The sequence below is a fragment of the Mesorhizobium ciceri biovar biserrulae WSM1271 genome (assembly GCF_000185905.1).
Lineage (GTDB): Bacteria > Pseudomonadota > Alphaproteobacteria > Rhizobiales > Rhizobiaceae > Mesorhizobium > Mesorhizobium ciceri.
In genome coordinates this window covers 1,247,365-1,261,635 of the sequence record NC_014923.1, presented here as the reverse complement: position 1 = coordinate 1,261,635, position 14,271 = coordinate 1,247,365, and the positions used below count along the sequence as shown (strand labels likewise).

Genomic DNA, 14,271 nt, shown 5'->3' with positions numbered 1-14,271 from the left:
GTCACTTCACGATGACCTTTGCTCCCTTCGGCACCAGACTGTAGAGTTCGATCACATCCTCGTTGAGCATGCGAATGCACCCTGAGGACGCTTCAGTTCCTATGGTCCAGGGCTCTGAGGTGCCGTGGATACGATAAAGCGTATCCACGCCGTTCTTGTACAGATAGAGAGCTCGCGCGCCGAGCGGATTGTGCGTGCCGGGCCTGATCATGCGCGGCAGGTCGGGCGACTGGTTACGCATGTCGTCAGTCGGATGCCATGCGGGCCACTCCGCCTTACGCCCTACGCTGGCAATGCCCGACCAACTGTAACCGCTAGCCCCGACGGCGACACCATAGCGCCGCGCCATCCCATTGAGGCGGTATAGATAGAGGAACCTCTGCCGTGTATCGATCAACACCGTACCGGCAGGCAAGCGTTCCGGGGGCGTCACATCGACAGGCAGAAAGCGTTGGTCAAACTTGCTGCGATCGACGATGAAGACCTCATGCGGCTCCCTCGCGTAAGCGGCTTTCACGCGAACTAACTCTGTAGCCGTATTCGGGCTACCTTTTCCATCCGCCAGGCAACCGACAAGGAGCGCCGCCAGCGCCAATACAAAGCCCGACCGCACGAACTGGCGGATGCATTCCGGTCTTTCGTCTCTGCTCGAAACCGACCCGTTAATCGAACGGCCAAATGCTAGCGATCCAACTGGAGGAATGCGCACAGGCCGCTTACTCTTGGCTAGCTTCATCTACTGGCGAACCTTTTCCTGGGCCCGCAACTGGTCGATGTGGATCGGCCGCTTTAGAGTTCGCTTTACTCGGTGAGTGTCATCCGCGACCGATTTCCCCGTCGGCGAAACACCCTGCAGATAGTGCTTCTGCCACTTCATCTCCTTGGTAAGCTCGTCGTTCATCTGCAGGCCGGCCGAAAACCGTCGACGTTCGCTATTCCAAACCTTATGTTCTTTATGGAACTCAGGATCGTCCTCCATCGGACGAATGACCGGCTGCACCTGCTCGATAGCGACACTTGGCATCATGGTGACGAAACAGAATGGCTCGCCCTTGGCAAAAGTGACAGACCCAGGGCGGGTGAAGCGCCAATTCATGGTGAAACTGAACGGCAGCCAGTTGGTTTCCACCAAGCCGTCCAGGGGCGCGATTCCGTCCTTCATCCGGTTGGGAGAGCCGCGAGCCCACACCATCCAGCCCGGCTCGGTGCGAAACACGTAACCCGGATGAAAGGTTACTATGCCGTGCCCGAAGGTCGAGCTGATGAATCGGTGCGTGACGTTCGGTTCGTTTACATGGAAGGCGATGTCTTTTGTAGTGTTGTATCCGTTCCAAGTAACAGTCACATTTATGGGGTTCAACAATTCCCATCCGCTGGCATTGGCGATTGAAAGCGGCGTGCAGCGGTAGGCGAAATGCTGGTCGGTCGCATCCATCCAATCTCGCGTCCCCTCCGCGGCGACAAGCTCAGGCGGGTTCGGAGCCTGGATCATGCAGTCAAGACGAGGGCCGGTCATACTCTCCGCTATCCTCAAACGATTCGATTCTAAGTTGCTGATCACGTCGCCAACCGTAGCGGCATGACCAGGATAGAAGGAGGCACTATGGGCCTGCCGGTCCGGTAGGTCCCTCCGGTCCCACCGGCCCCACCGGTCCTACCGGTCCGGCAGGTCCCTCCGGTCCCGCAGGTCCCTCCGCACCGGGCGCGCCGGGAGGTCCAGACGCGCCGGTATCGCCGGGCGCTCCAGGTGTCCCGTCCGATCCGGGCAGTCCGACAGGCCCAGCAGGTCCGCCAGGTCCCTCCGCGCCGGGCGCGCCGGGAGGTCCAGACGCGCCGGTATCGCCGGGCGCTCCAGGTGTCCCGTCCGATCCGGGCAGTCCGGCAGGCCCAGTGGGTCCAGCAGGCCCCCCCGCGCCGGGCACTCCAGGCGTACCAGCCTCGCCGGGTGCGCCAGGCGCCCCCGGCTGTCCCCAAACATTGGTGGAAGGCGTCGGCAAGCTGCCAACGTCTTTTACGATGTGCGATGGAAGGAAGTCGCCACGATCACGCTGAATCAAGGAACGACCTGGCTTGTCGGCATAATAATCGTTCTGACCATCCGTGACCGCGCACTCGAAATTCTGGTCCGGATCCTTGCAGAAGACTGTCTTCGGGGCGCTTCGATCGCCATTGGTGCCGAAGTGGAATCTCAAACCGGCCATCGCAGAAAAATCGCCGCTTGAGGAGACGTCGCTGTTCGTCAGATCGAAGCTGAAATCACTGTAGATAGAAGTCGCTATCCCGCTTCCGAACTCGGTCAGGTACTCGGCGCCGCCAACAAGTTGCGTTCTACCACCAAAGGCGTCGCGATGACGCAGGCCGCCATTAACCTTGATGTTATCCGTAGGATAGTACCCGACCCTGCCTTCGGCGAACGGGCTGACGTCCTCTTCAAGTGAGTTCCATTCTATACCGGCAAGTCCCTCAAGCGTGACCCGGCCCAGATAGTACTGGCCTTCAACGCCGAGCTTGCCTTCGACATAACCGTTTTCAAGAACTCCACCATCATCGTAACCACCTCCGCCGTGAAGGTAGCTTCCATACAGACCCAGCGCCCCAACTTTCGGATCACGGCGGAACAGATGCGCGGCGGCACCTGTGAAGTTACTGTTTGGCGTCACGCCACCAATCGCATCGACCTGGAAGCCGTATTTTTCACCGAGCGGGAGCGCCACGGAACCGTCGGTAAAGGCATACGGGTCGTGACCGTTGGTTCCCGCGCCGAATCCGACACGCACATTGGGCGCGGCAACGGCACGAGTGTCGGATTGCGGATTTGACAGGTACATGCGCCTCTCAACCGAGGATAGCGCAGCCATCTCGCGACTCTGGGCCACCGAACCCTTGAGGGTGGCCAGTTCTTCTTTAACCTGAGCAGTCTCGGCGTACGCGGCCTCAAGTTTGCGCGCCATCTGCTTCTGATTTCGCTGCAGGTCCAAAATCATCTGATAGAGTTGTTCGTTGCTTGGCGCCCCGGCTAGCGCGGGGGTAATCGCGACATAGATGGATGCGAACGTTAGAATAGAACAACTGGCAAATAAAATTCTCTTATGCTGCCGCATCCCGCACCCCTTCTGCGCACCGCCGCCCTCGTTATCTACCTCGCCATGCGCACGATACATTCCTGTTCGATTATGCATAGAATGCGAGCCATCTAACGAATGCCGATTTATCCAACCCTTTCCTTGAAGTAATTAATCTCGCGATTATTCACAATCGCAGTAACTGTCATATCCTTACACTTACTGTCAGTCGCTTGAGGATGCTTCTCGAATTCCTTCCCTATCATCTTCCAAATTGATGAGATCGGCAATCTTCTCTCTGGACAGGGTCGGCACGATCATTCTAATCGGGGAAGGCGAAGCCTGACCCGCGAATTGCGTGCAAGGGGAGAAGCATGTCGGATTTCTTGGCTCTTCGACGCAGCCGGCTCACGATGGTGTCCAGGTGGGCATAGTTGAAGTCATAGATGTCTGCGCCCATGGCTTCGACGAGCGCGCGGCGATCGACGGTCTTGCCACGCTCACTGAACAAGCGTTCCAAAAAGTGCCGTTCCGAGGTGGTCAAGCGAAGGCGATGGCCCATGCCGTCGGTAAGCACCCAGCCGCCTTCCTCCAGGGCCCATCGTGGGGCCGGAGACGACGAAGGGGCGCGGCGCCTGTTGAGACGTTCATTGACCGCCATCACCGTGGCAGCAAGCTCCCGAACATCAATGGGTTTGACGAGGTAAGCGTCAGCGCCCGCTTCAAGACCATTGAGCCGGTCGTCGATGGAACTCCGGGCCGTCGCCATGACGATCCCGACCGATTGTAAGGCCCGCAAATGGGTAGCTATGGAAAGGCCGTCTTCGCCCTCCAGGCCAATGTCGAGAATGACGATTTCAGCCGGCTTGGCGGCACAGGCTCGGTAGAGGGCGGCAGCATTGTGGAATCCATGTACGTTCAGGCCCAATCTGGATAGTCCGAAGACCATCTCCTCGCGGAAATCCCTGTCGTCATCGACAAGATAAACAAGGGGGGAGATCACGACAACGCCATGCTTGTAGCCTTCTCCGATCATCTACGGACCCCATGCAGCAATCTGATACCATTCGATTTCATTTATTCGCCGCATTGTCTATATTGTTTGTGTGTCTTGTGCCGCAAACGTTATGGGCGCTTCCGCTGAAACCGACGGACGGCCTCAAGGCTCCGGTTTCACTCAGCGGTCACCTCGCAATCTTTCATGATCCCACCGGCGCGCTCACGTTCAATGATATCGTTTCCAAGCGCTCCAACATCCAGTTCGAACCCATCCCTTCGATGCTCACGCAGGGCTATCAAAAGGGCGCAATCTGGGCCCGGTTCTCCCTGTCTGCCTCCACGGCTCCAAGGCAATGGCTGCTGCAGGTAGAACGGCCCTTGATCGAACACATCACGCTGTATGTCTCTGACGGGGCGGGAGGTTATTCGGTCTTGCCCCCTGACCGACTCAACCTAGGGGATGGAGCAGACGCCGACGCATATCCGGCCGTCTTCCCAATTTCCGTGCCGTCCACCCGAACCGATTATTACATCCGACTCCAATCGTCGACCTCGATCACGACTTCGCTGAACCTTTGGCAGAGTCAAGGCTATGAAGAGTATCGCCGATCCGACGATTGGGTCATGGGCATGGTGGTTGGCGCGATTTTCGTCATGATCTTCACCAATTTTCTGTATGCCGTATGGCTCCGGGATTCTTTATATCTTCTATACATCGCGGTTATCATAGAGTCTGGGCTAATAAGTCTCTTCCACATGGGATACGCATCCGAAATTCTGAGGTCTCTAGAGCCGAAAACCATACACCTCATTTGGGGTATTATCGTTTGCTTATACAGTATAGTGCTGATATTATTTTTATCTAGACTGTTTGATTTTCACCGCCAATTGATCTGGGCGTGGCGCATCTCCCAGGGCGTTGTACTGCTCAATGGCATCGCCTTGGCTTTTGCGATTGTGGGACGCTACGGCGACGTCGGGTTTTTCGTATCGCGACTGCAGCAGCTGTCTCTCATCTTCATTTCGCTGCTGGTGCTCTATCTGCTCATTGTGCGGCGACGGTATCAATATCTGCTGTCGGCGATTGCATTTTTGAGCGTAATCTCTGTCATGCTGGTGATGCAGATGATGTATACTGGGGCCAACCCGTTCCAACTGGATGGCTCTTTGTCCAGATTCTTGGCCGGCGGGACCGTGATTCACCTGGCGTTGCTCAGCGCGGCCGTCGCGAAGAGAACGCGGCTTGCCGAGCGCAGCTTGAGCGAGGAAAAGGACCGCGTCATCGCAGTGTCGCGCTTGGCCGAGCAGGAGCTGACTATCAAGGTGCGCGAAAGGACCGCTGAGCTTGGGGAAAGAAACACCTCGCTCATGGTGGAAGTGGATCGACGTCACCTGCTTGAACTCAAGCTCAGGCAGGCTCTGGACACCGCCAACGATGCTCTGGCTCAGCAGCGAGACTTTGTGGCCTTGGTATCTCATGAGTTTCGCGGCCCGTTGGCCGTCATCTCTGCCGCCGCCGACAATCTGTCATCTTCTGCAGGTGAAAGCGCCGACAATATCAAGTTGCGCACCACAAGGATCCGCCAGACCGTCAAAAGGATGTCATCGCTGATTGAAAACGTCCTAGCCTTCGACCGGCTCAATGGCGGGCACGAAACTCTTCCCAGGATCAAGATGTTCGACCTGAATGAGGTTTTGCGCGCCGCCGAAGCGGGATTGGATGATGCTGCGGCCGGACGTGTTAGCTTCACTCACGGCGATGAAGTGATTGTGAAAGGTGACCGCAACCTGCTGGAGATTGTGATACAAAATCTGATCCAGAACGCCCTGAAATACTCATCGGTGACCAGCTCTGTGACGATCCGGCTGTCGACTGAGCAGGGCGTGGCGTTTGTACACGTGGCGGATCAGGGCTCTGGCGTAGCGCCCGACGACCACGAGTTCATATTCATGAGGTACTATCGCGCCGCGGGCCAACTGGTAAACGGCTCCGGTTTAGGGCTCTACATTTCACGCGAGATCGCCCGGCAGCATGGCGGCGGTCTCATACTGGCCGCCAGCGACGTCAACGGGTCGACATTCCGCCTCTCACTGCCCGTCGAGCGGAACTGGCCTGCCCCTGAAAAGTGATCCCCCTGACATATGGCCTTTGGGCCGAACCAGGACTGAAGAAAATGGCCGGAAAGAGACACAGTTGCGGCCGCTCATTGTCTACCGTTAACCTCCGGCAAATCTTGCGGATCTGGTAGAGAGGCGGCGATAGAGCCGCTCGAGCCGGGACACTCTGGCCTTCGCGGAGGCCGTAAAGCTTCGGCGATGGGCAGGCCCATTCGGCATCTCCGCACATCGCTTCTGTCCGCAAGCGCAGCCATGCCGCCGTGAATTTACCAGCCGGTTTAGCCCAAATGGGGAAGAGGCCCGGCCCACGATCTCGTAACGGTTGGTTCGCCGAACCCAGTTAGGAGACCACGATGCGCAAAGCCTCTCTCGCCATCGCAGCTTTCTTCAGCCTTGCCACTGTTGCATCGGCATGCGTGTCGATGGACGGCAACGTCGTCGTGAACAACTGCAATTATCGCGTCATGGGAAATTACAAAGGCTCGGATGGCAGTTGGGGTGGCTTCGGACCCATCCGCGCGGGCGGTCGTGAGGCAACTTTCAAAAGACGCGATGCCGGCTGGGACATCAGCTTTTTCAACTATGAAGCATGGGGGGGCCGGCACATGTCGGCCGAAGGATCCCAGGCAGATGTAAGCTTTCAAGCACGTCACTTCGCGCGCTTGGCTCGTTGCCGACGATGTGGCCGGCATCGTACGCCTGCCACTCTGTCGGCGCACGATAAATCCGTTACTGCTCCTTCTTGAACAGGTCCTGGAAGATCAGTTGGCCCCAAGTGCGGCCGCGTGCGTGCACCAGCGTGCCGCCCTCGTTGAGCTTCCCCAGCTTGACCGGTGCGAACCCGAGTTGTCTGGCCAAGGCCGCCACGGGAGCGATCGCGTCCTCGTCGTCGCTCGACAGAAAGACGACCCGGTGCCCGCCCTCGACGATCGGATCGGCAGCCAGGGTGGCCGCAATCAGGTGATTGAAGCCTTTGACGAGCTTGGCGCCGGTGAACGCCTTCGCGACGAAGGCGGAGGACGGCAGACCGTCCAGCTCTTCGGGGACTGGAAACACGTTCGTCGCGTCGATGATCGTCTTGCCTTCCCAGCTTGGCAGCGCCTTCGCGACATCCGGGTGCGATTCAAAGCGGACAGCCAAAAAGATGATGTCCGCCTTGACGGCGTCCGCCAGTGTTTTCGGGATGATCGTGGGTCCGATCGCGGCCGCGTCGGATGCAAAGCTTTCCGGGTCGCGCGTGGTTGCCACGGACACTTCGAGGCCCTTGCGGGCAAATGCCTTGGCAAGAGCCTGGCCGATCTTGCCGAAGCCGATAATTGCGTAGCTCATGTATACTCTCCTTCAGTTTACCAGGCCCTGCGGGCTCGGGATATCGAATGGAATGAACGGCGGGGCGTAGCGGGTCAGATTTGCGCCAAGCCCCCGTCGACGGCGACCTCGCTGGCAGTCATGAAGCTGCTGTCGGGCGACGCGAGAAACGCAGCCGCCGCCCCGATCTCCGCTGGATCGGCCATACGCTGAAGCGGATTCATCGAGGCGAAGACCTTCAGGCCCTCCTCGCCTATCGCTGCCTTCGCGAGTTCGGTCGCCGTCGGCCCGGGCGACAGCACGTTTACCCGGATGCCGGTGCCTTTCAAGTCTTCCGCCCAGGTCCGCGCGAGGTTGCGCACCGCCGCTTTGCTCGCGCTATAGACGCTGAATGCGGGCGCGCCCGTGGTGCCGGCGCTCGATCCGGTCAGGATAATCGAACCGCCCTCGCCCATCAGCGGCAGCGCCTTCTGGACCGTGAAGATCGTACCCTTCACATTGGTGTTGAAGGTCTCGTCAATGTGCTCGGCGGTGAGCTTGCCGAGCGGAAGCAGGCTTCCCACCCCGGCGTTGGCGAAGATGATGTCGAGGGTTCCGCGCTCGGCCTTCACCGCCGCGTAGAGCCGATCGAGGTCGGCCTCATCCGAGACCGAGCCCTTCACCGCGCGGGCATTGGGCCCGAGCTCGGCCACAGCGGCGTCTAGCGCTTCCTGCCGGCGGCCGAAGATGAAGACGAAGGCGCCCTCCTCGATGAAGCGCTTTGCAGCGGCGAGGCCGATGCCGGTGGCACCACCCGTTATAACCGCAACCTTACCGTCCAGTTTTCCCATGACTTAATCCTTCCAGGCTCTGTCCTTGGTCGTTCGGGGACGCCCCGAGAACCTCTAGATGGGCCCGCCGGGGTCGCGCGGTGAGTGCGGAAGCGCGCACATCGGTGGTGCAGAATCGATCCGCTTTCAGGATTGACGCCAGCCCGCGACGATCCGTGTCCGCCGTTCGGAATAGCGTCGCCCTTGTGACACAAGCCACGATATCCCGCCCCTACTGCTGTAGGATGTGTTAGATACGGGCTTTGGAAGGCGCACCGCGCGGTGCCGGATTGCACCATGATCGACTGGGATGACGTTCGCTACTTTCTAGCCGTCGCACGCGGAGGCTCGGTGCGGGCTGCCGGCGCGCAGCTCGGGGTGAATCACTCGACCGTGCTACGACGCATCGCACAGCTTGAGGAACGCCTCGGGGCGCAAATGTTCGAAAAGCTGCCTTCGGGCTACCGCCTGACCGCTGCGGGCGAGGAGGTCCTCGAGCTCGCGAACCAGATGGAAGCGTCGTCGCACCAGCTGGAGACGCGCGTCTTCGGGCGCGACCAGAGCGTACGCGGGCTTCTGCGGGTGACGCTGGCACCGCCCCTCGCGACGCACCTGCTCATGCCGGACTTCGCCGATTTCGCGCACCTGCATCCAGACATCGAGATGGAAATCCTGTCGTCCGGCGAGCTGGCAAATCTGACCAACCGAGAGGCCGACGTGGCGATCCGTGTCGTCTACGACCGCAAAACCCTGCCGCTCAATCTTCACGGCCTGAAGGGAGCGGAGGTGTTTGGCGGCGTCTACATGTCCCGCGACCGCCTGGCCGCGTGGCGTGCGGGCGCACCTGATCCCATCCGGTGGATCGTCATAAGCGTTCATGGAATTCCAGAGTGGGCCAGCGCGGGTGAGGTTGGCACCACGGGAGTTCCATTCAGGATCACGGACGCCGAGGCGCAGATCGTTGCCGTACGGCAAGGTCTCGGGATCACGACACTGCCGTGCTTCGTCGGAGATGCCGACCCCCTGCTGGTGAGGGTGCCGGGCACCGACCTGCACCTGTACGGAACGCTCTGGCTTCTCACACATGGGGAGACACGCAAGACGAAGCGCGTGCGGCTCTTCACTGAGTTCGTATCCCGCAGGCTCGCCGCCTACGCTCCGCTTCTCGCGGGACTGTCCACATCGCGCGACTGACGTCCGGCGGGTCGCCCGCGACGCTTGCGGCGGATAGGTGCCTGCAAGCGGACAGCGGCATCTATTGCGGTTGCAAATGCTCGGCCATGAAGTCGATGCACGCCTCCGTCTGGGCCTGATCTGTCGACCGGCCGGCCAGAAAACGTTGAACTAATCGGTCCCTGGGGGGCATGGGCGGTGGAGGAATGGGCGGCGGCGGCACAGGAGGTTTCGGAACGGATGCCTTCTCCGAAGATCCCTCTGCTTCACGGCGCGTGACCAGTCGCTGATCTGACCTCAGGCCGCCTCACCCGACCGGTGCTCGGCAATCGCACTCAGAAAAACCTGGCCGAATTCCTTGAGCTTTGCCGCCCCAACCCCATTCACTTCAGCGAAGGCGTCGAGGTCGTTCGGGCGGCGCTCTGCCATGTCGATCAGCGTGCGATCGGAGAACACCACATAGGCCGGCACCTGGCGCTCCTTGGCGAGCCGCAGGCGCAAGGATTTGAGCGCGGCCAGTAGCCCGGTGTCCACAGCCGACTGCCCGAGATCCTGCCCGGAGCGCATCTTGCCGCGCAAGGCGCGGCTGCGTACCTCGACACGATAATGGAACGGCACCTCGCCACGGCCAAGCGCATGACCCTTTTCGGCGATGGCGAGGCCGCCATGACCGGCCGGATCCGGCATCAGGAACCCGCCGGCGACGAGTTGCCGGATCAGCGATAGCCAGAAATCCTTCTTGTGCGCCAGACCACTGCCGAAACTCGTGAGCCTCTGGTGGTTCCTGGCAAGCACCTTCTCGGTTTCATGGCCGAGCAGGATGTCGATGACATGACCGGCACCGAAACGCTCACCGCTCTGGGCGATCGCCGTCAGGATGATCCGAGCCTCGGCTCCGCCATCGGCGCGCGGTGCCTGGTCGAGGCAGGTGTCGCAATTGCCGCAGGGCTGCGCTTCCTCGCCGAAATAGCCGAGCAGCACCTGGCGGCGGCACTGCGCCGTCTCGCAATAGCCTATCAGCGTGTCGAGCCGGCCATGCGAGCGCCTCTTGTGCTCGGGCGGCGCATCCTCGTCGTCGATGAACAACCTGCGCATGCGGATATCGCCCAGGCCGAACAGCATATGCGCCTCGGCGTCCCGCCCATCGCGGCCGGCGCGGCCTATCTCCTGGTAGTAGGCCTCCAGGCTGCCCGGCATGTCGGTGTGGAAGACATAGGCGACGTCAGGCTTGTCGATGCCCATGCCGAAGGCGATGGTCGCCACCATGACGACGCCGGACAAGGTCATGAAGCTGTTCTGGTTGGCGTCACGCGCCTCCTTGCTCATGCCGGCATGATAGGCGAGCGCGGTGACGCCGTTCTTCTCGAGGAAGGCCGCCATCTCCTCCGTCTTCTTGCGCGACAGGCAATAGACGATGCCGCTGCGGCCGGGATGGCGCTCGACGAAGCGCAGCAATTGGCGCTTGCTGTCCTGCTTGGCCTCGATGGCAAGCTTGATGTTCGGCCGGTCGAAGCCCAGCACCAGGGTCTCGACGCGCTCGGCAAACAGCCGGGATTCGATGTCGGTGCGCGTGCCTTCGTCCGCCGTTGCCGTCAGCGCGATGATCGGCACGCTGGGAAAGATGCCGCGCAGACGCGACAGGTCCTCGTATTCGCGCCGGAACGCCGGCCCCCATTGCGAGATACAATGCGCCTCGTCGACGGCGATCAGGCTGATATCGAGCCTGGCCAGCGCCTCGAGCATCCGTTCGGTCATCAACCGCTCCGGCGCGAGATAGAGCAGGCGCGTCTGGCCCGAGGCGACGCGACGCCATGCGGCAATATTGGCATCGCGGTCGATCGAGGAATTGATCGTATCGGCGGCCACGCCGGCAAGCCGCAAGGCGGCGACCTGATCCTGCATCAGCGCCACCAGCGGCGAAACGACAATGGTGAGCCCGCCCAGGACAAGCGCCGGCACCTGGTAGCAGAGCGATTTGCCGGCACCAGTCGGCATGACAGCCAGCACATGACGCCCGGCCAGCAACGCGTCCATGACATCGGCCTGCCCGGGGCGAAAATCATCGAAGCCGAACACGTCCTTCAGCACGCGCCGCTTGGGATCCAGCTCTTCTGTCGCGAGGGCCGCCGGTGCCTGCATCACCGCGCGTCCACCGTCGGCGTGCTTATTGGCATGTCATAGCCGAACTCGGCGCAGAAACGCTGGACGCGGGCGAGAAATGCCGGGGGCAGGCCGCCGAGATAGGTCCTGAATTCTTCATTCCGTTCCCATTTTCTCAACGAAGCCACCCGGATCGGATTGTCCGGGTCCTCGCTGAAACGAATGCGCGGTGTCAGTCCGAATGACTGCGCGATTCTGTCCTGCTGCGCATCGGGCGCGCCGATCATGTCTTCGTAGCGGACGAAAAGGATCTGCCGGTGCGGTTGTGCCTTCTTCAGCCGGATCAGCGCGTCGTATTCGGTCAGCCAGCGTTGCGGCGTGACGTGGAACCGACGCTGGTTGCGTGTTTGCGGATGCGAACTTGTCAGCGTGTCGAATGGATGGCGCGCGCAATAGATCAAGCCGATGGAGGTCGGTAGCTTCGCCAGATGCGCAAAACCGCGCGCATCGCGCTTGACGACGAGGTTCGATTCCGGCCGGTCCAACATGTCCAGCATTGCGTATCGCGCTTCGGGCGGATGGACGAAAATGTCCTCGAAACACCTCATCAGCCGCTGTGTCAGCGTCGTCCCGCTGCGTGCGCAGCCCGAAATGAAAATTCTGTTGGCGGGCGTCGCGCGTGCATATGTGCGTCTTTGCATGCGCTGTCTCAGAGACAGCGGCACGAACCGCAGAAACTCCCGCACAACCCTTCGCGCAGCCGCTCCAAACGCAGCCTCAAGCCTGTGAGCGCCCTTCATCCGCAATTCCGCTGGGCCGCGCGGCGCGGAACGCGCCGCTTGGGGTCCATGGCCAAGATGCTCGTCGCCGACATCAGCATCAGGCGGACACCGGGCTGGAATTTCGTAGACTGGAGAGGATGTGGAAACCGGTCAAGACGACTCTCTGGCGTGACGCTTTGGAGTAGCGCAGCCGTCATCCAACCACAACGCCCCCTTTGCAGGAACCTGTCGTTGATGCGGCCATCGGCGCCTGCCAGCCGGATGCCGTGCACATCCGAAAGCGGCTTCCCCTAGGACACCTGCACCCCCGCTGGATTCCGCCACGCACCACGATGTAAGCTCCGTCCGGCAAGCCAGGGAGGGCGTGATGCTGCAGACCAGACAGAATGTTCTCGGCGAGCGGTTCCACCTGCAGCGCGCCGCCTTCGAGGCGCAGCCTTTCCCCAACTTTGACGTTCGCAAGGATCGCCTCAAACGCCTGCTCGCGCTGACCGAGCGGCATGAAGCCGACATCTGCACCGCCATCGACACCGACTTTGGCGGCCGTTCCGCGCATGAGACGCGTCTTGCGGAACTGTTCGTCGTACGTGCCGGCATCCGCCACGCGCTGTCGCACCTCAGGGGCTGGATGCGCGAACGCCGCGTTGCCACCACCATGCCGTTCCTGCCCGGCAGAAATCGCCTCATCCCGCAGCCGCTCGGTGTCATCGGCATCGTGTCGCCCTGGAATTATCCTTTCCAGCTCGCCGTCGCGCCGGTCATCGCGGCACTCGCGGCCGGCAATCGCGTGCTCATAAAACCTTCCGAATTGACGCCGGCTTTTTCGGCGTTGCTGGCCAAACTTGTTGCCGAGCATTTCGCACCCGATGAGCTCAGCGTCATCAGCGGCGACGCGGAGATGGGAAAGGCCTTCGTATCGATGCCTTTCGATCATTTGCTGTTCACCGGCTCGACCGCGGTCGGACGCCAGGTCGCGATCGCCGCGGCCGCCAACCTGACCCCGGTCACGCTCGAACTCGGCGGCAAGTCGCCGGCAATCTTCGATCCGTCATGCGACCTCGACGCGGCAGTATCGAGCATTGCCTACGGCAAGCTGTTGAATGCCGGGCAGACCTGTATCGCGCCGGATTACCTTCTGGTGCCGAAGGGGCAAGCAGGCACGGTCGCTGCCAGGCTCGCAACGGCGATCGCTAAGCTCTACCCGACTCTACGCGACAACCCCGACTATACCGCCATCATCAGCGATCGGCACCACCAGCGCCTGCGCGACATGGTCACTGAAGCGCGTGACGCCGGCGCCGATGTCACCGAAATCAACCCGGCCGGCGAGGAACTTGACGCCAATAGCGGGAAGTTGCTGCCGACCCTGGTCCGCAATGCCGGCGCAAACCTGCGACTGATGCGCGAAGAGATCTTTGGGCCGGTGCTGCCCATCGTAGAATACACCGGGATCGACGAGGCGATCGCCCATGTGAACGGGGCCGACCGCCCGCTGGCACTCTACTGGTTCGGCCGCGACAGCGGCAACCGTCAACGCATCCTGCACGAGACAATTGCCGGCGGCGTCACCGTCAACGACTGCATGCTGCATCTGGTACAGGAAAACCAGCCCTTCCGCGGCGTCGGCGCCAGCGGCATGGGCGCCTATCACGGCGAATGGGGCTTTCGCACCTTCAGCAAGGAGAAGCCGGTTTTCCTGCAGTCGCGGCTGAGTGCGGGAAGCCTGCTGCGCCCGCCCTACGGCAAGACGTTCGAGCGGCTTTTCAGCCTGCTGCGGCATATCACCTGACCGACCGAGCTACGCAGCCCCGGTGCATTAAGACTATCTTCACCACGGTGCGGCAGGGTCCTCATCCTGCGGTGATGTCTTGAGTACCGCGGCGCCACAAGCGCCCAGGCAACAGACCCGCGCCTCTTTCT

At 61.0% G+C, this 14,271-nt stretch carries 12 protein-coding genes; 4 read left to right on the top strand and 8 right to left on the bottom strand.

Features of this window, described 5'->3' with window-relative positions; genetic code table 11:
• Position 1: 1 nt before the first annotated feature.
• The 4 genes from MESCI_RS05975 to MESCI_RS05960 all read right to left on the bottom strand — a co-directional run bounded on the left by MESCI_RS05975 (position 2) and on the right by MESCI_RS05960 (position 4,098).
• Positions 2–736 (bottom strand): L,D-transpeptidase, encoded by a 735-nt coding sequence (locus tag MESCI_RS05975; RefSeq protein ID WP_082826592.1) that lies wholly within the window; start codon positions 734–736, stop codon positions 2–4.
• The gene (locus MESCI_RS05970) at positions 737–1,492 is read right to left on the bottom strand and encodes a DUF6065 family protein (RefSeq protein WP_245268628.1); all 756 of its coding nucleotides are present in this window, start codon (positions 1,490–1,492) and stop codon (positions 737–739) included.
• Positions 1,493–1,601: 109 nt separating this feature from the next.
• Complete coding sequence (locus MESCI_RS32550) at positions 1,602–3,101, bottom strand: collagen-like domain-containing protein (RefSeq protein ID WP_013529058.1); 1,500 nt, start codon at positions 3,099–3,101, stop codon at positions 1,602–1,604.
• A 283-nt stretch (positions 3,102–3,384) separates the two neighbouring features.
• Positions 3,385–4,098, bottom strand: coding sequence for a response regulator transcription factor (locus MESCI_RS05960; RefSeq protein ID WP_013529057.1), 714 nt, complete (start codon positions 4,096–4,098; stop codon positions 3,385–3,387).
• Positions 4,099–4,109: 11 nt separating this feature from the next.
• On the opposite strand from MESCI_RS05960, the gene MESCI_RS05955 reads away from it, so the two are divergent.
• Both MESCI_RS05955 and MESCI_RS05950 read left to right on the top strand, forming a co-directional pair.
• On the top strand, positions 4,110–6,191 hold the full coding sequence (locus MESCI_RS05955) for a sensor histidine kinase (RefSeq protein ID WP_013529056.1): 2,082 nt from the start codon (positions 4,110–4,112) through the stop codon (positions 6,189–6,191).
• Between the two features lie 341 nt (positions 6,192–6,532).
• Positions 6,533–6,925 carry a cytochrome c oxidase subunit III gene (locus MESCI_RS05950; RefSeq protein ID WP_013529055.1) on the top strand — a complete coding sequence of 131 codons (393 nt, stop codon included), beginning with the start codon at positions 6,533–6,535 and terminating at the stop codon, positions 6,923–6,925.
• Here the strand turns inward: MESCI_RS05950 and MESCI_RS05945 are convergent.
• Together MESCI_RS05945 and MESCI_RS05940 are read right to left on the bottom strand one after the other, a co-directional pair.
• A complete protein-coding gene (locus MESCI_RS05945; protein ID WP_013529054.1) occupies positions 6,909–7,508 on the bottom strand; it encodes an NADPH-dependent F420 reductase in 600 nt (199 codons plus the stop codon). The genes MESCI_RS05950 and MESCI_RS05945 overlap by 17 nt on opposite strands.
• A gap of 74 nt (positions 7,509–7,582) precedes the next feature.
• On the bottom strand, positions 7,583–8,317 hold the full coding sequence (locus MESCI_RS05940) for an SDR family NAD(P)-dependent oxidoreductase (RefSeq protein ID WP_013529053.1): 735 nt from the start codon (positions 8,315–8,317) through the stop codon (positions 7,583–7,585).
• A gap of 276 nt (positions 8,318–8,593) precedes the next feature.
• On the opposite strand from MESCI_RS05940, the gene MESCI_RS05935 reads away from it, so the two are divergent.
• Complete coding sequence (locus MESCI_RS05935) at positions 8,594–9,490, top strand: LysR family transcriptional regulator (protein ID WP_013529052.1); 897 nt, start codon at positions 8,594–8,596, stop codon at positions 9,488–9,490.
• A 276-nt stretch (positions 9,491–9,766) separates the two neighbouring features.
• Here the strand turns inward: MESCI_RS05935 and recQ are convergent, their stop codons facing one another.
• Positions 9,767–11,608, bottom strand: a complete 1,842-nt coding sequence (gene recQ, locus MESCI_RS05930) for a DNA helicase RecQ (RefSeq protein WP_013529051.1) — start codon at positions 11,606–11,608, stop codon at positions 9,767–9,769.
• A complete protein-coding gene (locus tag MESCI_RS05925) occupies positions 11,608–12,270 on the bottom strand; it encodes a sulfotransferase (RefSeq protein ID WP_244514242.1) in 663 nt (220 codons plus the stop codon). Before MESCI_RS05925 ends, recQ begins: the two co-directional genes overlap by 1 nt.
• A gap of 448 nt (positions 12,271–12,718) precedes the next feature.
• Between MESCI_RS05925 and MESCI_RS05920 the strand changes: the two genes are divergently transcribed.
• On the top strand, positions 12,719–14,140 hold the full coding sequence (locus tag MESCI_RS05920; RefSeq protein WP_013529049.1) for a coniferyl aldehyde dehydrogenase: 1,422 nt from the start codon (positions 12,719–12,721) through the stop codon (positions 14,138–14,140).
• Positions 14,141–14,271 lie beyond the last annotated feature (131 nt).